This is a genomic window from Vibrio aphrogenes, from assembly GCF_002157735.2.
Lineage (GTDB): Bacteria > Pseudomonadota > Gammaproteobacteria > Enterobacterales > Vibrionaceae > Vibrio > Vibrio aphrogenes.
The window spans coordinates 361,147-382,482 of sequence record NZ_AP018690.1 but is presented as its reverse complement, the minus strand read 5'-3'; the positions used below and the strand labels follow the sequence as shown (position 1 = coordinate 382,482).

15 protein-coding genes are annotated in these 21,336 nt (G+C 40.5%); 2 read left to right on the top strand and 13 right to left on the bottom strand.

The window, feature by feature from the left end; all coding sequences use genetic code 11:
* Positions 1–120: 120 nt before the first annotated feature.
* Positions 121–1,071: a transaldolase gene (tal, locus tag VCA1004_RS12930; RefSeq protein WP_086980857.1), complete on the top strand. Its 951-nt coding sequence runs from the start codon at positions 121–123 to the stop codon at positions 1,069–1,071.
* Positions 1,072–1,336: 265 nt separating this feature from the next.
* Here tal and VCA1004_RS12925 read toward each other — a convergent pair whose 3' ends face one another.
* The 11 genes from VCA1004_RS12925 to VCA1004_RS12875 form a co-directional block, all read right to left on the bottom strand.
* Positions 1,337–3,655, bottom strand: a complete 2,319-nt coding sequence (locus tag VCA1004_RS12925; RefSeq protein ID WP_086980856.1) for a bifunctional diguanylate cyclase/phosphodiesterase — start codon at positions 3,653–3,655, stop codon at positions 1,337–1,339.
* Positions 3,652–4,572 (bottom strand): transporter substrate-binding domain-containing protein, encoded by a 921-nt coding sequence (locus tag VCA1004_RS12920; protein ID WP_086980855.1) that lies wholly within the window; start codon positions 4,570–4,572, stop codon positions 3,652–3,654. Before VCA1004_RS12920 ends, VCA1004_RS12925 begins: the two co-directional genes overlap by 4 nt.
* 55 nt (positions 4,573–4,627) lie before the next feature.
* A complete protein-coding gene (locus VCA1004_RS12915; RefSeq protein WP_086980854.1) occupies positions 4,628–6,022 on the bottom strand; it encodes an aminotransferase class V-fold PLP-dependent enzyme in 1,395 nt (464 codons plus the stop codon).
* 206 nt (positions 6,023–6,228) lie between these two features.
* Positions 6,229–8,538, bottom strand: coding sequence for a tetratricopeptide repeat protein (locus VCA1004_RS12910; RefSeq protein ID WP_232012675.1), 2,310 nt, complete (start codon positions 8,536–8,538; stop codon positions 6,229–6,231).
* A 46-nt stretch (positions 8,539–8,584) separates the two neighbouring features.
* Positions 8,585–9,496 (bottom strand): LysR family transcriptional regulator, encoded by a 912-nt coding sequence (locus tag VCA1004_RS12905; protein WP_086980853.1) that lies wholly within the window; start codon positions 9,494–9,496, stop codon positions 8,585–8,587.
* A gap of 236 nt (positions 9,497–9,732) precedes the next feature.
* The gene (locus VCA1004_RS12900) at positions 9,733–11,004 is read right to left on the bottom strand and encodes a BatD family protein (RefSeq protein WP_086980852.1); all 1,272 of its coding nucleotides are present in this window, start codon (positions 11,002–11,004) and stop codon (positions 9,733–9,735) included.
* Complete coding sequence (locus VCA1004_RS12895; protein ID WP_086980851.1) at positions 11,004–12,731, bottom strand: VWA domain-containing protein; 1,728 nt, start codon at positions 12,729–12,731, stop codon at positions 11,004–11,006. The genes VCA1004_RS12900 and VCA1004_RS12895 overlap by 1 nt, the downstream gene beginning before the upstream one ends.
* Positions 12,724–13,779: a vWA domain-containing protein gene (locus VCA1004_RS12890; RefSeq protein ID WP_086980850.1), complete on the bottom strand. Its 1,056-nt coding sequence runs from the start codon at positions 13,777–13,779 to the stop codon at positions 12,724–12,726. Before VCA1004_RS12890 ends, VCA1004_RS12895 begins: the two co-directional genes overlap by 8 nt.
* Complete coding sequence (locus VCA1004_RS12885; RefSeq protein WP_086980849.1) at positions 13,776–14,270, bottom strand: DUF4381 domain-containing protein; 495 nt, start codon at positions 14,268–14,270, stop codon at positions 13,776–13,778. The genes VCA1004_RS12890 and VCA1004_RS12885 overlap by 4 nt, the downstream gene beginning before the upstream one ends.
* The gene (locus tag VCA1004_RS12880) at positions 14,267–15,211 is read right to left on the bottom strand and encodes a DUF58 domain-containing protein (RefSeq protein ID WP_086980848.1); all 945 of its coding nucleotides are present in this window, start codon (positions 15,209–15,211) and stop codon (positions 14,267–14,269) included. The genes VCA1004_RS12885 and VCA1004_RS12880 overlap by 4 nt, the downstream gene beginning before the upstream one ends.
* A gap of 10 nt (positions 15,212–15,221) precedes the next feature.
* Complete coding sequence (locus VCA1004_RS12875; RefSeq protein WP_086980847.1) at positions 15,222–16,208, bottom strand: AAA family ATPase; 987 nt, start codon at positions 16,206–16,208, stop codon at positions 15,222–15,224.
* Positions 16,209–16,585: 377 nt separating this feature from the next.
* Here VCA1004_RS12875 and VCA1004_RS12870 point away from each other — a divergent pair, with 377 nt between their 5' ends.
* Complete coding sequence (locus VCA1004_RS12870) at positions 16,586–18,133, top strand: arylsulfatase (RefSeq protein ID WP_086980846.1); 1,548 nt, start codon at positions 16,586–16,588, stop codon at positions 18,131–18,133.
* Positions 18,134–18,222: 89 nt separating this feature from the next.
* On the opposite strand, the gene VCA1004_RS12865 is transcribed toward VCA1004_RS12870, so the two are convergent.
* Positions 18,223–19,287: a hybrid-cluster NAD(P)-dependent oxidoreductase gene (locus tag VCA1004_RS12865; RefSeq protein WP_086980845.1), complete on the bottom strand. Its 1,065-nt coding sequence runs from the start codon at positions 19,285–19,287 to the stop codon at positions 18,223–18,225.
* A gap of 111 nt (positions 19,288–19,398) precedes the next feature.
* Positions 19,399–21,069, bottom strand: a complete 1,671-nt coding sequence (gene hcp / locus VCA1004_RS12860) for a hydroxylamine reductase (protein WP_086980844.1) — start codon at positions 21,067–21,069, stop codon at positions 19,399–19,401.
* Positions 21,070–21,336 lie beyond the last annotated feature (267 nt).

The following is a 21,336-nucleotide window of genomic DNA, read 5'->3' as shown; positions in this document are numbered from 1 at the left end:
TATATTTCGAAGATGAATAAACGCTCAAGCCATAAATGGCAACGCTTGCCATTCCATTACAATTAAGCTTGAGTGCTTTTCAAAATATCATTTACCTTTCATTATTAAATAGGGTTATACATGAGTAGTAAATTAGAACAACTTCGCTCGCTGACTACCGTTGTTGCCGATACAGGTGACATTGATGCCATTGCTAAATATCAACCACAAGATGCCACCACTAACCCGTCGTTAATTTTAAAAGCTGCTCAAATTCCCGCTTATTCTGCTCTTATTGAGCAATCGATCGCTTACGCCAAAACCCAAAGCAATCAACCAGAGCAACAAGTTCAAGATACTTGCGACATGTTAGCCGTCACGATTGGTAAAGAGATTTTAAACGTTGTCCCAGGACGCATTTCCACTGAAGTCGATGCTCGATTATCTTATGACACCGAAGGCAGCGTTAAAAAGGCTCGTCAATTAATCAAAATGTACAATGAAGCGGGTGTTTCTAATGATCGTATTCTGATCAAACTGGCTTCAACATGGGAAGGGATTCGTGCTGCTGAAATTCTAGAAAAAGAAGGCATTAACTGTAACCTAACGTTGTTATTCTCCTTTGCACAAGCAAGAGCGTGTGCTGAAGCAGGTGTCTACCTTATTTCACCATTCGTTGGCCGTATCATGGACTGGTATAAAGCAAAAGAAGGCCGTGAGTTTAGTGCCAGTGAAGACCCTGGTGTGAAATCAGTGACCAGTATTTATAACTACTACAAACAACATGGCTATAACACCGTGGTTATGGGCGCAAGCTTCCGTAATACCGGTGAAATTTTAGAGCTTGCAGGTTGTGACCGCTTAACTATCAGCCCACAGCTTTTACAAGAGCTTGCTGACAGCGAAGGCAAAGTAGAAGCAAAATTAGTCCCTACTCAAGAAAAAGTCACACCGCCTGCGAAAATGACTCACGCAGAATTCCTGTGGGAACATAATCAAGATCCAATGGCCGTTGAAAAGCTGGCAGAAGGTATCCGTGCTTTTGCGGTTGACCAAGGAAAACTAGAAGAGATGATTTTAGCAAAACTATAATTTTCTCTTTCCTTTAAAACTATAAGCCTAACACTGAAATACACACTCGCTATGTCTCTATTCAGGTTGGGCTTATTTTTAACATCTTGTTTTGCTCGCCTTATTAACGTTATAAATCCACGATACTAATTACACGACCAAACACATCACTCTTCAATGGTTCTACTTTCTATCTAACCTCAAATTTCTATTTATTTTCAAATTTCTATTTATCTTCAAGTTTCTATTTAATCTTAAGGGTAGATTAGAGCTATCTCGTTGCTGTTTATACGCCATGATGACCATTATCATGCTGTTGGTCAGCTAAAAGCAGTTGAGTAAATTCGTCTACCGGTATAGGACGCATAAACAAATAGCCTTGGCCATATTCACAATCACGCTCAGCTAAAAACTCGAACTGTTCCTGTGTTTCAATGCCTTCTGCCACAACGTGTAAATGTAGAGCCTTCGCCATCGCAATAATCGCACTGACTAGCTCTCTATCTGATTTTTCACGACCAAGATTGCAAGTAAAAGTCCTATCGATTTTTAATCGATCAAATGGAAATTTTTGTAAATAACTTAAAGCGGAATAACCCGTTCCAAAATCATCAATGGTTAACAATGTGCCCATTGAGCGTAATTTTTCTAACATTGCTAGCACGCCATCGTCATGATCAAACAATAAGCTTTCAGTAATTTCAATATCCAGCTTTTCTGGAGGTAATCCAGATTGCGCCAACGCACTATTGATTAACTCAAAAAGCTTGTCATGATATCGAAATTGTACGCTCGAAACGTTAATTGATATATGAATCGGTGAAATCGACTGCCATTGCGCCGCTTGAAGGCATGCTGAATTCAGAGCAAACTCACCTAATTGATGAATTAAGCCATTTTTTTCCGCAAGGGGAATAAACTCATCAGGGGCAACAAAACCAAATTGCTCATCATGCCAACGCATTAAGGCTTCAGCACCAACGATCTTTTGAGTCTTCAAATCTATAATCGGTTGATAATAAAGTTGCAATCGCTCTGCGGTTAATGCTTGTCTCAAACGGCTATCTAAGGCAAGTGAACGCTCAAGATCAATATTCATCTTGGCACTATAAAAATGAAAAGCATTCCGCCCACTTTCCTTTACTTTATACATTGCTGTATCAGCGTTAGCGAGCAATTGATGGCTATTTTCAGCATCATCTGGGTAAATAGAAATGCCGATACTAATAGAGATAAAAAATTCTTTATTACCCCACGAAAAAGGCAAAGAAAACACATCTAATATCTTTTTCGCAAACTCACGAGCCCATTCCATTGAGATTAAGTTCGGCTTTATCAATAAAAATTCGTCACCACCAAACCGTGAAAGAATGTCAGCCTCATCAATCAAGGACAAAATTCTTTTGGTACTTTCACGTAAAACCTTATCACCAGCCAAATGCCCTAATGTATCGTTGATTTGCTTGAAACTATCGAGGTCGATAAACATAATCATCAGCTGTGAGCCATGGGCTTTGGCATTCATTAATTCTGATTCTAAGAGCTCATTCCCCACTTTTCGATTGACTAAGCCAGTCAATGCATCATGGGTGGCTTGATAGGCCAATAACCTTTCTAACTCTCGTCGTTTATCGATTTCAATAAGCAGCTGATTATTTTTCTCTTCTAATACTAATTTTTTCTTATTATTTTCTGCAATCGTGGTTCTTAAAACTAAATTAGTACTGTTGATTTTGAAGATATAATACAAACCCGCAATAACAGGCACGGATAAAAACGCCAACGCAACCACAAACCAGCGAGAGGTAAATACATCTTTGGCTTCCAAAGATTGTACCCACGTTTTTAGCTTAAAGTTAGTTTTTGCAATTGGAATCTCAAAACTAAGGCTGTTATCTAAATAATTACGAATATAACCGAGGTTATCCGAGAATGAATCCCAAATAAAAAGATCACCTAAATCCGTTTGTAAAATCATGCGACTATAGGTATCGGAGTATTCTTTTGATGTCGCTAATTCAATAATAACCGAGTTATTCACATCAACCAGAAGAAAGCCCACCGTGTTGTACTCATATTGTATTGGGCGCACTAATTTTAAGTACACACCACGACGACTTTTCACTGGATAAAATTTGCTTTTACCCATTGAAATACTTCGATATTCAGACACATCCATCATTTGTGGATGGTGCTTTTCCGTGGCGGTGATCACCTTACCAGCATAATCGGTCAGTATAAAGTTGGAATAAATAGGTTGTTCATTGACCTTTGCATTAAGCACTATGTTCGATAAATCACGAGTTAACGTATTTAAGCTGGCCCCTAAACCATATTTATATGACATCCCTGCCGCCAAATTAGCAAAAAAGGTTTGCATTGACTTACCCTTTGCAAGGTAATCAATTTGTTCTTGAGTGCTAGTAAAAAAATTATCTAAATCGGTAGCGTAACTTTCAATTTTTAGCTGAATTTCTCTTTGCTGAGATTCCTTTAGACGCGTTTGTCCCAAGCTTGCCACGGTAAGAATCAGGGCTAAGTAACACCCAAGGATCACCGCACCTATAATTAATAACTTTTGGCTAGAGAGCCTTTTTTCATTCATGATGTGGAAAGAATTCCATTAAAATAATCTTGGTAAAAATCAAATACCGAGGGATAGTATTTTTCAACCAACTTCTGGTAACGCCCATCTTTTTTTATGATTTGCAGATACTCATTAAATGCGGCTCTAAGTTTAGGAGAATCTTTACGAAATGCAGCAGCCATCGTTTGCTCCTCTGAAACAGGCCCAATCACTTTGATTTTCCCAGGCCATTTTTCTAATGCAATTAAGGTGTCAGGCACATCAAGCAAGGTGCTTTCTGCATCGTTATTTAAAATCGCAGGAACCATTTCATTCAAGTTACGCTCTTCTGACGGTAAAACAACATTCGCCTCAGTTTCATATAAATTGTAAAGATTCGGGTCTAAACAAGAATACTCTAGCGCTAATACATCCCTACCCTTGATTAAATTTCTAACAGTTTGGATATCATCTTGTAATGAACCGGAAGGTTTTATCGGCCTTAAAGTCGAATTAGTAACGGACACCAACCAAACTGCTGAAGGAAAATAATCGTCTGAAAAATCAATTAATTGAGAACGCCAATCTAAAATTGTCATTCCATTCGCTATAATATCACCTTCAATATCAACTTTATCTCCAATATGAAATTGATTATTGAAATATTGAATATCTTTACCGGTTAATTTACCAATCGCATTATTCCAAGTTGCAGGAACATATTGGTATCTAACCCCAAGCCATTGGGCAAAACCTTTTACAAGATCAACATCTAAACCTGAGACAGATTGGTAGTCATTACCATGAATATAGGCAATAAAATTAGCATAAGGTACACCTATATGTCTTAATACGCCTGATCGTTTAATTTCATCGAGATCTTGAGCAAAAGAAAAAGGACTTATACTAAATATAAGTATTAAAAATAACTTGGATAACTTGCGTCTATGATACATCTATTTCCTATCCGCGATTAATGAGCTTAGGGGCTATAAAATAGCCCCATACTACTTATACCATCTCTAAGTATAACTCTTTTATTGATTTAACTAGACCAACCACATCATCTTGATCATTGTAGATATGGGTTGATATTCTGAGTGCATGGCTATCTTCTGTATCATCTTTGTACAGTTTAAAGTCTGTTGTCCTAATGGTATAGCCATATTCATTACGTAAACGATCTCTAAATTCAATTAAACGCTCATTATCCGTCAATTCAAATGGATTAAAAGAAGTAATGCCACTACTTAATTCCGTTTCATCTGGTGAGAAAATGTACGCATCTGGTAGCGCTTCTTTTAACAATTGCTTACATAGAGATGATAAATTTAAAATGCGTTGCTCAATATACTCACGACCAATCTCATCCCATAATGCACAACTATCCGTCAACGCTTGCTTAGCAGGATAATTATCGTTCCCTACATATTGTAACTGGGTCTGCAATCCATAAGCCGTGACTTCAGATAAAGAGGAATTAATCGGCCAAAATGGATTAACACGATCAGACCAATATTCACTTAATCGCTGCGCATTATCTCTGACATATAAAATCCCAGTAGCCCCGGCTCCACACTGCCATTTATGACCAGATGCCGCATAAAAATCACAATCAATATCATGCAAATCGAGCGCTAACATGCCCAGTGAATGAGCACCATCAATTAAAGTTGGGATAGCATATTGCTTCGCCAACTGACAGATTTTTTTTGCAGGGAGTCGAGTGCCGGTTTTATAAGTAATATGAGAAAATGTGATTAACCGCACCTGGCTGTATTGATTTAAAGCAGCTCTAAAGGCATCAAGGTAATCCTCTTCCGTAACTGATTCGCTTCCGGTATAAACCGGTAACTGAACTTCAACAACTTCAACTCCATAACGTTGTTTTACGACATTCAACGGAGAGGTTGCTGCGACATGCTCATGATGAGTCGTTAAGATCACATCCCCCTCTTCAAATTGCAGGCCATTTAATATGGTACACATTCCATCTGTCGTATTACGACTTAACACAATTTCAGAAGAGTAGGCACCAATACCAGGCGCTATCGTTTCTACCATCTGAGAAACATAAGGCCATGATCCAAACCGCTCATCCATATCCCAAGGGTATTTGGCGACTGTTTCATTATTTTTTTCGTATTGTTCTAACACAGACTGAGGCATCGACCCCGTTGTACCGGTATTCATATAAGTGGTACGCTTATCCAATACAAATTCTTTTTTAATCTTATTCCAAAATTTCTCATCAGAATTTTTTGATTGACCTTTTGACCACGAGTGGTTTGAAGCATTGGCAGATAAAGGAGCCAACCCTAATCCGGCCGTTATCGCCACTCCAGCTGTTGCCTGAATAAATTGACGTCGATTAATTCCATTCATTTTAACTTTTTGATTATCCATTTTCACTCCATGTTATACATATTAATAAAACATTAAAACCAAATTCATCCTATTCGAATTTAATATGTGAATAATACAAAAATAAGTATTTTTTATTAATTGAAATTTTTCCACTTTTAAAGAGATATTTCGCTTTAAAAACACCAAAAACTCATAAAATGACCAAAGAACATTTTAAAAATCTGGTAACCATATTAATAAAGCGGTTATGGTACGGCGTCTTCAATTTGATTAATAAGCTGACTTATTTGAGGGTTATTAGGTAATAACCTTTGTAATTCTTTTGCATAATATAATGCCAATGGATAATTGTTTGTTTCAAGATAATTTTGTGTAATTGCATAGGCTAAATCAGGACGGTCTTGATTAATGGCATACGCCTCTCGTAATACTTTTAACGCTTTTTCCTTTTGCCCTTGATCTTTTAACAATAACGAATAGGTATAACGGTAATCGACATTATCAGGTGCCAATTGAATGGCTTTTTCTAATGTAGGAATAGCTAACGGTTTTTGTTTGTTACGAACGTAACTCATTGCTTGCGCATAATATATTGACGCATTTTCTGGTGCAATGTTCAGGGCTTGAACTAAAATATCTTGCGCTTTTTGTTCTTGCCTTTTTTGGCGATAAACATCCGCTAAATTGACATAAGCAGGAATGAATATTGGCTCAATCTCAATCGACTTTTTAAAATGCTGCTCGGCTTCATCTAAGCGATTTAAGTTAATAGCTAAATTCCCCAAAGCGACATGAGCAAACCCTCGATCAGATTGATATTGTTGTACCTTCTTATATTCATTAAGCACTTCATTTAATTGAGAACGTTCTTGGGGTGTTAGTTTAGCAGAAGCGGCAAGATCAGGAATGACGGGGGCCAATGTGCGGGCGGCTTCGGTTCTTACTGACAGATTGTTATCTTGCAATAACGGGCTTAACATCTGCCATTTTTGCATGATTGGAAAGTTCTGTGCTGCGGCAATCGCTCCTAAGCGTTTTAATGGCTCCGTCTCTTTAATTGCACGAGTGATTGCTACCATGGCATTGTTATCGGGCAACGTAGCCATACGTTCTAGAGCCGATGCTCTGACAATATCTGGATACTGATTATCTTGAGCTATTTTGGATAACTCCGCACTGGTGGATAATGCACCATGATCGGCTTGATGGAAAATAGTTGCGTAATGAGGTGCGTTTATGTATGCGCTCTGTGGATACCACTTTTTCAATTGCTCAAGACTCCATGCTGCATCATTATCTTGATGACAAGCATTACAAGCATTCGGTGAACCGGTTGACAAGGTTAAATCTGGTCTTGGTACTTTAAAACTATGATCTCGTCTTGGATCGACTTGCATATAGGTTTTTGCCGGCATATGACAGTCGACACATTGATTGCCTTGAGTAAAATTGCCATGTTTATGATGGGCATCACTATCATAATCACTCGCCGTATGACATTGCGTACAGGTTTGATTTCCTTGTAATTTCAGCTTTCCAGAATGTGGATTATGACAATTGGTACAAGTTACCCCCTGTTCATGCATTTTACTTTGCATAAATGAGCCCCATACATACACTTCATCTGAGATTTGACCATCAGGGTAATAAATATCAGCACTTAATAGGGATGGCATGAAGGCATTGACGATATCTTGAGGGGAATGTCGATCCGCTAATTGTGAACGTCGAGCATGGCAAGTCGCACAAGTTTCAATTTGCTTAGAAGCCACCAAAGGTTGAACTGGCTCCATCTTGCCATCTTTATTTTTATGAAAAACTGGCGTTTGCTGTTTAATATTCACGTCATAGCCTTTATTGGCAATGCTATGATCACCTTTTGCCCACTGGATATGTTTTGACTCATCTCCATGACAGGCATTACAGCTAACATTTAATGCTGAATATTGAGGCTGATAACGCTTAGTTTTATCATCGTAATTCTTTTGGTAATCCGTAACATGGCAATCGGCACACATTTGGTTCCAATTTTGCCCCGGTTGCGTCCAGTGAAACGTATCGTTTGGCGCTTGATCAGGATGGACAACAAACCAACGTTGTCCACCATCTTGTTGAGCACGAGAGTCCCACGCAAAAGGAATGAATTGCCAACGGCCATTGCCAGCATCAAAAAGATATTGTTGTAAAGGTTGATAACCAAAGGTATAGAGGATATTGAGATGATGATGTTGGCCAGATTCATCAATGAAGTCCACCCACAACCTGTGTTCACTGTCCGTGCTGAACTTAGCTTGATGTCCTAAATAATCGATACTCGAACCATCAAACTTTCCTAGACTGGTTTCCACTGTCGCGACTTCCATCGCATGAAAATGATCCGATTGCTGCCAATCAGCCACTTGCTGTTGATGACAACTGGAGCATTGTTCATCAGGTGTTGAGGCATGGGCGCTCGCCAAAAAAAAGCCGCTGTTAGCCGTAAAAAACTGGCTACTCGTAACCAATAAAAAGCCCAAAAATATCATGATGAACCAAGGGTGTACTGTTTTTATCATGTAAAATCCATTTAGAGTATTGGCTAAGAGTACTCAATCCGATGAGTTATTCTGTTTTACGACGCTCCACCGCAATCTTTAATTGTTTTCGTAACCATTGATGAGCCGTATCGTTGGTTCGACTCGGGTGCCATATAATGCAAAACCCAAAATCAACGTTATCAAATGGCAATGGGGCAATTTTTACTTTATATAAAGATTTAAAATAATCGACCGTCGACTGAGGCAAAAGTCCAATACACTCCGTTTTCTCTATGACAGAAAGCATTTCAGGTGCGCCAGGCACTCGGTGGATAATTCTACGTTCATCAATATTATGTATATGATCGTTATTCAACAAACTTCTACGCACCTGCCAACGAGAAATCGCAATATGCTCTTCATTAAAAAACGCCTCTTTATCTAAATGTTGATGATTTAATCTTGGGTGAGTGTCACTATACACTACGCACCCCTGCTCTTTTACCAATAATTCATGTTTCAACATCGAACGAGAATGCGGAGCAATGCCTATAATCAAATCATAGCGTTGTAATCTCAAATCGGTTTCATAATCTTGGGTAAATAAAGGGTGGACTTCTAAAGAAATAAACGGCGCGGTTTGCTGGATAAGTTCAATTAAATCACTTAACCAATTAAATCCAAGGACGGATAAGCAAGCGATAGAAAAGGTTTTATTCGATGTTTTAGGGTCAAAGTTACGTGAAGAAGATAAAGTGCTATTAAAATTTGCCAAGGCGGCTTCAAAAGCAGGATAAATATCCATTGCAAAGGTGGTTGGTTCCACACCACTAATAGAACGATTAAATAACGGATCTTCATAGACTTCACGTAATCGCTTTAATGCTTTACTGACCGCGGGTTGACTAATAGATAATCTCTTCGCCGCTTTCGATAAGCTTTGCTCTTCATAAATGGCAACAAAGATCGGGATAAGATTCAATTCTGTATTTTTCATAGCCAACTTCAAAATAAAAATGCTTTCCTCATTGTACTGAAACTATCCAAACATAAAAGAACCGATTACGGTTTGTTGTCATGGTTTAATAAACATCAACGATAAATTTAATCTTCTTCACAATTATTCGTAATTATTTGTCATACCTATTTTTAATCTATTCACTATCAATATATTAGACGATAAGCACTGGTTGTTTTATCACCACCTTTAATTCAGATACTCTCAACAAGATCTTAATGCTTTGAGAGCTCTTTTAATTTTTTATCCAACTCTAATGGCGTCAATATCGATGAAGAATGTTGATGGTTAGGCTTTATTTTTCGCCATATTGACCGCCAATTCAAAGTTGCTGCATCATGCACAAGAGTTTCACCAATATCAGCCACCCCCTCATTAGCATTAAATGTATTACTCTTAGTTTCACGTTTTAATTTGATGTATAAAATCAATCGTGAACGAGCATAGTCTTTTTGTCGCACAGCACGTTGAAACTGCAAGAATAACGGTATTTCATGATGACGTAAGTAACGACGAATCATCAGCAATATCACGCAAAGCCCAATGACGATGAGCAAAAGGTAGGCCATCACTGGCCAATACGCTTTAATAAATGAGCTTGGTGTATGGGTTACATGAAAAGTCTTACCAGCTAATACCACAGTTTCTACTTTTTGGGTTTTGGTATTCCACCATTTGATAGTAAGTGCTGGAAAGCGAATATCGCCGCCCTGTTGAAGTACATAAACCACTTTATCCTGACGGCTGGAGAGATATTCTCCACGCTCACTGGTATCGGATAATTGCGCAGGGTCGGCATAGGCTTGGTACTGCGAACTAGAAGTACTGTTCAATGCTTGAGGCAACAACATGGATAACGCATTTTTCGCTTCAATATTAACAGTGCGAGTGATGGCATCTCCTACTTTCACTTTTTCGTTAGAAGTGAGCCATGTCTGTTTAATGCTGGCATCGGTAGCCGAAAACCATTGCTCTTTATCTGTTAAGGTTCCATCGGGTAAACGAGCATCAAAGGTCAATTTACTTGTCCAGATCGTCCCTTTGACTTTTTTAGCCTGATTTCCGGCTATATGGGTAGTCACAGGTAATGCAGGGATCGTATATTGTCCAGAATGTTGAGGATATAAGGTGATTTCCCAGCGTTGATGTGCCCAGGTTTGTCCATCACGTAAAGACGTATAATTTGTCGCTGAGGTTTGACGTTGTTTAGCGACTAAATTTGGTACATCGATATGACCAATGGTCGTTGAACCGACAAACCAACGTGGGGTGCTCACATCGATAATCAGTATGATTTGTTGGTTAACTGCAAACTCCTTTTGAACATGGTCAGCATCCGCACCTAACCACGTTTTTACTTCCACGACCTGATCGCTAATTTTATGGGTCTGTATTGCGCTCACTTTCTCAGATTGCGCCTGAGCCAATGAAGTTGTCAGCGCCATCATCAAAAGGCTTATCACCACCAGCCAACGAGATCTCTTCATTATTGTTCTCCTTGTGATGACGACGAAGCAGATTGGGTATCTGACGCCGACTTGGTGACAGTGTCACTGACTGCCTTTTGTTGCAACTGTAAGGCAAACTTACGACTCAAAAAGAATTTAGGATCCGCATCCACTTTTTTAAGCCATTTATTGGCTAACTCATCACTGCCCAAGATTTGCTCTGCAGTCAATTTTTCTTGTACCGTTTCTTGGGCTGAAGCTTGCTCATCGGCACCATCTCCTGTCTGAGGTTCATTACCAAGCTCCCGACTCGCTCCCGGCCCATCCGCAGTTCCCACTTGGCTTTTACTCATTCGGTTAATATCCTCAACAATCTCTTTGACGACGGCGAGGTTATGTTGCACCTTTTTCAGTAACTCTGGGGATAAATCCTCTTTTTGAGATAATTGAGTTAACAACCCTCTCGCGGCCACATATTCACGTTGATGCGCTAAAGCACTTGCCGCGTAATACAATCCCAAGTCCGATTTAGCTTCAATAAATTCGCTCTGAGCCAGTTTAAATTCCGCAGCATAATAGTAGGCAATCCCTTTTTTCATTGGATCCTCAAAATGCTTAGCAGCCTCTAAATAGTCTAATTGATTGAATAAACGCTGACCTTGCTGCTCAGGAGTAAGCCAAAGATCCATCCAAGATTGCGAAATTTTATCCCATAAAGATAATTCCACCACAGGGCTATTCTCTTTCGCTTTTAGATACACCGAGGCATGAGCTGAATGAGGAAGCATGCCAACGGTCAACGTGGCAATCAAACACCATTGCACTAACCAGCCTTTACGGAACCAAAATAAAATCAATACAGCAATCACAATAATGAGAGGATGACTCATATCTTTCCACGGCATTGCTGACTCACCATTAATTTGCATATTTCGCTCAATCTCATTATTCAAGGTTTGAATATCGCGATTATCCACGGTCACTTCAACCACCCGGCCGTGAGTTTTATCGGCTAATGTATGGAGTGATTTCATATCAATCGGGTTATTTGTGGCGACATCAGGATTCCCTGCCGCTAGAATCAATAATTGATATGGCTTTTCTTGAAAGAATTGTGCAAATTCCTCGATTGCTTTAGGCGTTACGCCATCGGTCACTAATAAAATGGTGCCGCCCAGAGCTCCATCCAATAAGCGGTCAACTACCGGTAAACTGGTCTCCGCAAATTTTCCGGCGGTCGGCATAATATCCGGTGAAATTGCCGCTAAAAATGGAGCAAACACTGCGCTATCTTGAGTTAAAGGCATGGCGGTATGAGCGGTGCCTGCATACACTACCAACCCGGTTTTTCCTCCCGCTCGTAAGGTTAATAGGTCACGAATTTTTTGTTTCGAACGTTCAAGACGACTGGGAGCTAAATCGCTTTCAAGCATCGATTCAGAATTGTCTAATACCACCACCATTTGGGCTTTATCTTCACCAAAGGGTGAGGCTTCTCTTTGCCATGTCGGTCCGGCACAAATGACAATCCCAATGGCAATCGAGATCGCGAGTAATTTAAGCGGCAGCTGTTTTTTCCATCCTTGCTCACCTATGGTCAAAGCACGTCGTAAATGTGGCGGCAAAATATCCGAAAACTCAGATTTTGCATCGTAATACCAACGTAAAAAAACAATGATGCCAAATGGAATAAAGCTCAATAACCACCATGGGCGAATGAAGTGAAACTGACTCAATATTTGTTGCCAAAGCAGTGAATCAAACATGCTCACCTCCTTTGGATGAGGCTTGAGACGCTCTATCGTGTGACTGGCTACGAATACGCTTTATTGTCATTAGAGTAAAGGCCAGTAAATACAACACCATGACGACAGCCATAAAATAATGTTGCAACGAAACCTTGGGACGATAAGTGGTACTTTCATACAATTTAGGCTCAAGCTGATTAATATCATCATAAGCTTTTTGTAAGCCATTGCGGTCTTTGGCTTGGAAAGCTTGTCCTCCGGTATCTTTTGCAATTTTATTAATCACATCCATATCCAGTGCTTGCTCCCCAACGGTAGTAGGATCTCCCATGGCAATAACATGAATACGCACACCTTTTGCCGCTGCTACTTTGGCTGCATCAATCGGTTCAACAAAACTGGCCGTATCATTGCCATCGGTTAACACAATCACGACTTTCTCCCTTTGAGCCGCCCCAGCCTCTTGAGAACTTTGTTCAAATGTTTTAATCGCCAGCCCTATTGCATTACCTAATGCCGTACTTTCACCGGCCATTGCCACTTCTGTTTGATCTAATAATGTCAACCATGCTTCATGATCTGCGGTGAATGGTGTTTGTACAAATGCCGCATCACCAAACAAAATCAAACCAAGCCGATCGCCTTCTCGCTCTTTAATGAAATCTTTTAGTACCGATTTAGCCGCATTAAGGCGATCAATACTTTTGCCATTGGCATCAGTAAAATCTTGTTCTGACATCGAACCTGATAAATCGACCGCCACCATCACATCTCGCCCCATACTTTTACGCACTTGTGGTTCACCAAGCATTTGTGGCTGAGCTAAGGCAATGACCACACATAACCAACTGACCAATAAAATGATTCGTTGCCACCAGCTAGGCTTCAACTGAGTTGCCCCTTCTGAAGGCTCTTCACCCAAAGCGTTAATCAATAAATCAAAAAACGGCACTTTAATGGCGGTTCGCTTTGTTCGATAAGCCGGAACGAACCAATAAACCAAAATGGGCAGCGGTAATACCCAAAACCATTGTGGGCTGATAAAATCTAACGAAGAAGTGATCATTGACCTCTCCCTAAATGGTGATACTGAAGCCAAGCTAAGCAATAATGTTTGAGTGCTTGTTTATCCGATTCCGTCAACGCATATTGAGTCGAGGTCAACGAGGCCAGCCAAGCTTGTGCTAAAGGCGGCGCTAATTGAATCGGGCTACGCATTGGATAAGTCGTCAAGGCCATCACAAATTGCTCACCATAAAGTGCTTGATGCTGAGCATCTAAATGCCCCATGACCCGTTTAATAATGATAAATAATTTATATTCGAATTTAGGATCATCAAGAGGTAGTGCGGTGGTGACTTTTAGTGCTTCCATACGATAACGATTAAGCCACCAAGAACGCGCTTTTTTATAAGAAAAGTACATCACGACCAACAACAAAATCATGGCTAGAATTTTCCAACCCAGAGTTTGAGGAAACCAGCTAACATGGTCGGGTAAGCCGACTTCTTCTAACCCTTTTAAAATATAAGACCTTGGTGGTTCAGGTTGTGTCATGCTGGACCTCCAATTGAACGCTTAAATTGTTTAACGTGCTCACCGCTAGTGTCCAGTTCAATCACAGGCATGGCATTCATGGCCATAATTTTAATCAACTGGTCACGCTTTAAATTCGTTTGAGTTGTTAAACTTTGATTGGCAGCGCTAACTTTATGATGGGTATCTAAGCTTAATTGATAATGTCCATCACCAATCACCCAGCGATTTTTAGCAATATTTTCCGGTAATGACGCTTCCATAGGGTCCGCTACTAAAATGCTTAAGACATCATTATGTTGCTGTAAATGCTGCAAACGTTTGATGTCCTGCTCTGTCGTGTCATGCCAATCACTGATGATTACAATCGTTGCGGCTTTAAGCTTTAATTGAGCCAGACTTTTAATCCATTCGCTAAAAGTGACTTGTTGAGTATTTTTTGAATCGACATTTAAGGCTTGGTTACGTTGCGCTAAATAACGAAGTTCGCGTAATAAATCATTTTGCGAACGCTGCGCTTTGTGATAAATCAAATGTTCGGGCGTTGCAAAGCTAAATCCCACTCGGTCGTTGTCTTTAATCACTCGCCACCCGGTCAGTGCAGCAATTTCAGCAGCAACCACCGACTTCATGACATTCACCGAAGAAAAAAACATCCCACTGCGTTGATCGACCGCAACAATCACATTGCGATCTTTTTCTTCGGTATACATTCTAACGTGTGGCTTACCAGTTCGAATGGTCACTTTCCAATCGAGATTTCGAATATCATCACCTAATTGATAATGGCGTAATTCTTCAAAGTTCAACCCTCGCCCACGAAAACGTGAATTATGCCGCCCCGCCAACGCCGTCCCCGCATTCATTTTGGGTAAAAAGCTAAACGAATGAACTTGGGCTTGTAAGCGAACCAAACGCGAAAATTCACAATATATTCTTGAGTCAAGACCTTGCGTTGCCATAGCGCCTCTCTTAACCGATCGTGACTGTATTCAATAATTCATCAATGACTTGCTGATGAGTCACACCGTCGGCTAGCGCATCATAAGAAAGGATAAAACGATGTCCCATGACCATAGGTACTACGGCGCGAATATCATCCGGAATAACATGATCACGACCGGCAAGCCAGGCCTGCGCTCGGGCACATTTGTCTAACGCAATAGAGGCGCGGGGACTCGAGCCAACTTGAATCCATTTTGATAGAGAAGCATTGGGGTAATCACTTGGTGAACGGGTCGCCATAATCAAATTAACGATATAATCTTCCGCCATATCCGAGACTTCCACCTTAGCAATTTGCTCGCGAGCATCAAATACCGATTGGATATCAAACGGGGTAGCGATTATCGAATCTGATTGAGACTGTTGCGCTCCCTTTTCTTCATGACGCACCAAACGAATGATCTCTTTTTCTGCTGAAGCGTCAGGGTAATCGACGTCGACTTTTAATAAAAAACGGTCCATTTGAGCTTCAGGTAATGGGTAGGTTCCTTCTTGCTCAATCGGGTTTTGCGTGGCAAGTACCATGAATAATTCAGGTAATTGATGCGTTTTGTCACCGACGGTGATCGTTCCTTCGGCCATCGCTTCTAATAATGCCGCTTGAACTTTTGCTGGTGCACGGTTTATTTCATCGGCAAGGACAATATTGTTAAAAATCGGCCCTGCTTGAAAACGCAATTGATGTTTACCCTCAACTTCTTGATAAAGCTCGGTGCCGGTCACATCCGACGGTAGTAGATCCGGAGTAAATTGAATGCGGCCAAATTGTGTTTGTAACACATTGGCTAGCGCTTTGACTGAGCGAGTTTTAGCGGTGCCCGGCAATCCTTCCAACAAAATATGCCCACCAGTCAATAACCCCAATATTAACGAATTGACCACATGGGATTGGCCTACAACGGATCGTTCAACCTGATCCTTCAGTGTTTGTATTGAATCATGTGTCGTTGTCATAAAATCCTCATCATTATGATCTACCAATAACTAAGATATGTACCAATAACTAAGATATGTACTATTAATTAGTATATGTCTAAATTCACATTACCAAGGGTTATATTGCTTATAAACTTCATAGAGTTATGGTCACTATCATACTTATAGTAATAAGTATTCCATGTAGAAAAGCTTCAAAATAACAACAGAAGTTAGCTCTAAGCCACAAATTGAACAAATAAAGGACAAAAGTTCATAACTATTTAATATCAACCACTAATATTTCGTTAACGGATACATTACACTGATAAATGGAATTAAATATCAAAGTGTTAGTTGATATTTGTACCTAGAGTTTAACTCTACAATTTATGGATAAATGCTCAGGAGGATTCATGCATCCTATCTTAAAGAGAACATTCACCCTCGGGGCGGTACTCGCCTCATGTAATGCTTACTCAGCCACAGACAAACCAAATATCTTAGTAATATTTGGCGATGATATTGGTCAATCCAATATTTCTGCTTACACCATGGGACTGGTTGGCTATCACACTCCAAACATCGATAAAATTGCCAATGACGGGGTAATATTTACCGACTACTACGCCGAGCAAAGTTGTACTGCGGGTCGTTCAACCTTTATTACTGGCCAAACAACCTTGCGAACAGGGCTCGCAAAAGTTGGTCTTCCCGGGGCTGATGTGGGTTTACAAGACCGTGATGTCACTATCGCACAAATGTTAAAACCTTTAGGTTATGCGACTGGTCAATTTGGTAAAAACCACTTAGGTGACCGTGATAAGTTCTTACCAACCAATCACGGATTTGATGAATTTTTTGGTAACCTTTATCACCTCAATGCCGAAGAAGAACCCGAGCAACGTAACTATCCACAAGATCCAGAATTTAAGAAAAAATATGGCCCTCGTGGTGTCATTCACTCTTATGCTGACGGTAAAATTGAAGACACTGGTCCATTAACACGTAAACGTATGGAAACCATTGATGAAGAAACTGTTTCTGCAGCGATGGATTTCATGGAAAAACAAGTAAAAGCCGATAAGCCTTTCTTTGTATGGTGGAATGCCACCCGCATGCACTTCCGTACTCACGTCAAAGCCGAGCATCGTGATAAGCCTGGCCTAAACTCTCGTACTGAATACGCTGATGGCATGATTGAACATGATGGCCAAGTTGGAACCATCTTGAAAAAATTGGATGACCTAGGTGTTGCCGATAATACAATCGTACTTTACACCACCGATAATGGTCCGCATAAAAACTCATGGCCAGATGCAGCAAATAGCCCATTCCGTAGTGAAAAAGTGACTAACTGGGAAGGCGCTTACCGTGTACCCGCTATGATCCGTTGGCCTGGTCATATAAAACCAGGAAGCGTAGCTAATGGAATTGTCAGTGGTCTTGATTGGTTCCCAACTATCCTTGCCGCAGTAGGTCAAACCAATGTCAAAGAAGAACTACTTAAAGGTAAAAAAGTTGGCGACAAAACCTTTAAAGTACACCTTGACGGTTATAACCAACTTCCTTACTTAACAGGTAAAGCGACTGAATCACCACGTAAAGAGTTCTTCTACTTCAATGATGATGGTCAACTGGTTGCCCTTCGTTATGAAGATTGGAAAGTGGTCTTCATGGAGCAACGAGCAAAAGGAACCTTATTAGTCTGGGCAGAACCATTCACTCCATTACGTACACCTAAACTATTCAACCTACGTTCAGACCCATATGAAGAAGCCGATATTACTTCTAACACTTATTGGGACTGGGTATTGGATCATGTTTATCTATACGTACCAGCACAAGCTTACGTGGCAAAATTCTTAGAAACTTTCAAAGAATTCCCGCCAAGCCAAAGCCCTGCATCATTTAACCTTGATAGTGTAATGAAAAAACTTCAAGAAGCGCCAACGACGAAATAATAATTCGTTGTTTAAGAACATTGAGACAAAAAGGTCATGATGAATATCATCATGACCTTTTCTTTTATCGATAAATATAGGAATAATGATTAATTCAGCGCCACTTCGACATCCGAGCCAATTTGACAAGAACAGGCCAAGACAAAGCCTTGCTCTAATTCTTCTTCGGTTAAGGTCGCGGTACTAGTGCGAGTATATTCCCCTTGCGTAACTTTACATTTGCATGAGCCACAAATCCCACTACGACATGCCGCAATTACAGGTACTTTAGCCGCTTCCAAGGCATCAATCAGGACACTACCCACTTTGACTTCGACTTGCGCATCAAATGTTGGAACAAAAACACTCGCTTGGCTCAATGCCTGTGCTTTGTCAGCTAAACCTTGTTGTGTGACTTCGGGTTGCTCAGATTCGGCCGGAGTAAAACTTTCTTGATAGAAATAGTCCATGTTCATACCCAGCGCTTGGAGATTTTCTTGCATCGCCGCCATAAAACCAACTGGCCCACATAAGAATGCACTGCGATCTGCAATATCCGGGCAATATTGTTTGAGCGCTGCTTGAGTTAAACGCCCTTCGAGGTAATGACTACCTTTGGCATCTTCAAGCATCACATCTAAATGAAAACGCTCATGTGAGGCCGCCATTTCAAGTAATTCTTGATGATAAATCACTTGATCCAATGCCGTAGCAGCATGGATAAAGTGAATATCAGTATTATCATTGTCATCGGCAAGCAAAGTCTTTGCCATTGACATAACCGGAGTGATCCCACACCCGGCACTTAATAAGACAATACGCTCACCGTGTGGTTGCTCTATATGAAACTCACCTGCCGGCTTTAATACTGATACAACGTGCCCTTCTTCTAGGCTATCGACAATATAATTAGATACTTTGCCATCAACAACTCGTTTGATGGTCAGTTGTAATTCGGTTTGATTAGGAATGGAGCTGAGAGAGTATGCGCGGTATTCCATTTTACCGTCAATCTCAATCCCCAAAGTAATGAACTGGCCAGGAATGAAATCAAAGCAAAGTGGCTCACCGCTCTCTGGCGCTAAGGTTACACTGACACTGGTTGAAGTCTCTGCCCATTTACGTTTGCAGATTAAAGATACAGCGCCATTGTCAGGCCATTGGAATGGATTCATTTTTCTCTACCGTTTGCTGTTTTTTTAATTTTAAAAACCACTCTAGAAAGCTTAATTATCAGGAGGTTCCCGTAATCTTGCTCCTAGAGTGGTATTAGCGCTATTTAAGAATTAGGCTACTTTCTCACCCAAGATAGTTTTTAAATCCGCTTCAACTGTTGAGATCCCACGTAGATCGAACTTCTCTTGCATGACCGCCATTAGGTTATCAGTTAAGAACGCCGGCTTAGTTGGACCGGTGTAAATACCTTTAATACCTAGCGCAAGAAGAGTTAATAGAACCACAATCGCTTTTTGCTCGAACCAAGAAAGCACTAAAGTAAGCGGAAGATCATTCACACCACAATCAAACTCTTTGGCCAAGGCAAGTGCTAATTGAATGGCTGAGTATGAGTCATTACATTGACCCACATCTAATAGACGAGGGATGCCGTTGATTTCACCGTGTTGTTCTTTATTGAAACGGAACTTACCACAAGCCAGAGTGAGAATTAGGCTGTCGTCTGGCGTTTGTTTAGTAAATTCATTAAAGTAATTACGTTCTACTTTGTCACCATCACAACCGCCCACTAGGAAGAAGTGGCTGATGTTGCCTTGCTTCACTTGATCGATAACCGCAGGCGCCGCTTCCATTAGGGCATTGCGACCAAAACCAACCGTGATCATGTGTTCAATTTCATCATGCTTGAAACCTTCTTGCGCTAATGCACAATCAATCACTTCAGAGAAATCATCACCCACAATGTGAGTCACATTTGGCCAGCCGACAATGCTACGTGTAAAGATGCGATCGTTGTATTGACCGACTTCTGGGTTAAGCAGACAGTTTGATGTCATTACGATTGCGCCAGGGAAGTTAGCAAATTCTTTTTGCTGATTTTGCCATGCGCTACCGTAGTTACCCACTAAGTGAGGGTATTTATTTAATTCAGGGTAACCGTGCGCTGGCAACATTTCACCATTGGTATATACGTTGATGCCTTTGCCTTCAGTTTGTTGCAAGATTTTTTCTAGATCATGCAAGTCATGGCCAGATACTAAGATACATTTGCCTTTTACGGGTTTAACGTTCACTTGAGTTGGCGCTGGGTGACCAAAGGTTTCGGTTTCACCACGGTCTAAAATTTCCATAATTTTGTAGTTCATCAAACCAATTTGCATAGAGCAATCAAGTAGTGCTTGAAGATCTTGCGGCTCAGAGCCTAACCAAGCCATGATTTGATGGTATTCAGCAAAAATTGCTTCATCTGTTTGACCAAGTACGCGTGCATGCTCCATATAAGCTGCCGCGCCTTTTAGACCATATAGAGATAATAAACGTAATCCCATTACATCTGGGTCAACCGTTTCATGACCGCGGTTTACTGCAGCAAGAGGCGCGTATTTTAATAATTCTTCACGCTCAGTTGGTAATGCAAATTGAGCCGCAGGGGTTAACTCAGGTAACGCTTCATTGGCTAAGGTCGCTGCCGCACGTACTTTTTCTTCTAGACGTAATTTGTATACATATGCTTGATTTGAAAATTCAACGATACGGTCTGCATCGAAGTTCACGTTAGTTAAGGTTGAGAAGAAAGCTTGTGGTGCCCACTCGTCCACTTCAGAATCAACGATGTCAAATTTGCGACCAAGTTCCGCCCAAAAAGACACACCTTGCAAAACATAGACTAAGATATCTTGCAGATCAGATACCTCACTTGTCTTACCACACATACCTTGTGCATAAGAACAGCCATCGCCAGCAGGGGTACGGATTGTTTGTTCACATTGAATACAGAACATAGTTTAAAGCTCCAGTGATTTATAAAAATACGGCCTACAAATTTAAGGCCAATAAAAACTTAATCACTATAAAGCACATACCGTGCCAACTTTTAACCTGTTGATATTTAAAGAAATATGTAAAAGCATAATGGATTGATTGATGTAGATAACACAACATTTCGATGTAAAAAAAACATCACGGAGAATAATAGGCATAAAAAAGCGCCTTTAGCCTGTAACAACAACAAGATAAAGGCGCTCATTGATTTAACACTAATTAGTTCA

Excerpts from the sequence above, each read along its gene's own strand:
- VCA1004_RS12885 (WP_086980849.1), bottom strand. The coding sequence starts at position 14,270 with ATGACACAACCTGAACCACCAAGGTCTTATATTTTAAAAGGGTTAGAA.
- VCA1004_RS12925 (WP_086980856.1), bottom strand. The coding sequence starts at position 3,655 with ATGAATGAAAAAAGGCTCTCTAGCCAAAAGTTATTAATTATAGGTGCG.
- VCA1004_RS12910 (WP_232012675.1), bottom strand. The coding sequence starts at position 8,538 with ATGATAAAAACAGTACACCCTTGGTTCATCATGATATTTTTGGGCTTT.
- VCA1004_RS12905 (WP_086980853.1), bottom strand. The coding sequence starts at position 9,496 with ATGAAAAATACAGAATTGAATCTTATCCCGATCTTTGTTGCCATTTAT.
- VCA1004_RS12900 (WP_086980852.1), bottom strand. The coding sequence starts at position 11,004 with ATGAAGAGATCTCGTTGGCTGGTGGTGATAAGCCTTTTGATGATGGCG.
- VCA1004_RS12880 (WP_086980848.1), bottom strand. The coding sequence starts at position 15,211 with ATGGCAACGCAAGGTCTTGACTCAAGAATATATTGTGAATTTTCGCGT.
- VCA1004_RS12865 (WP_086980845.1), bottom strand. The coding sequence starts at position 19,287 with ATGAATCCATTCCAATGGCCTGACAATGGCGCTGTATCTTTAATCTGC.
- tal (WP_086980857.1), top strand. The coding sequence starts at position 121 with ATGAGTAGTAAATTAGAACAACTTCGCTCGCTGACTACCGTTGTTGCC.
- VCA1004_RS12890 (WP_086980850.1), bottom strand. The coding sequence starts at position 13,779 with ATGATCACTTCTTCGTTAGATTTTATCAGCCCACAATGGTTTTGGGTA.
- VCA1004_RS12920 (WP_086980855.1), bottom strand. The coding sequence starts at position 4,572 with ATGTATCATAGACGCAAGTTATCCAAGTTATTTTTAATACTTATATTT.
- VCA1004_RS12915 (WP_086980854.1), bottom strand. The coding sequence starts at position 6,022 with ATGGATAATCAAAAAGTTAAAATGAATGGAATTAATCGACGTCAATTT.
- VCA1004_RS12875 (WP_086980847.1), bottom strand. The coding sequence starts at position 16,208 with ATGACAACGACACATGATTCAATACAAACACTGAAGGATCAGGTTGAA.
- VCA1004_RS12870 (WP_086980846.1), top strand. The coding sequence starts at position 16,586 with ATGCATCCTATCTTAAAGAGAACATTCACCCTCGGGGCGGTACTCGCC.
- hcp (WP_086980844.1), bottom strand. The coding sequence starts at position 21,069 with ATGTTCTGTATTCAATGTGAACAAACAATCCGTACCCCTGCTGGCGAT.
- VCA1004_RS12895 (WP_086980851.1), bottom strand. The coding sequence starts at position 12,731 with ATGTTTGATTCACTGCTTTGGCAACAAATATTGAGTCAGTTTCACTTC.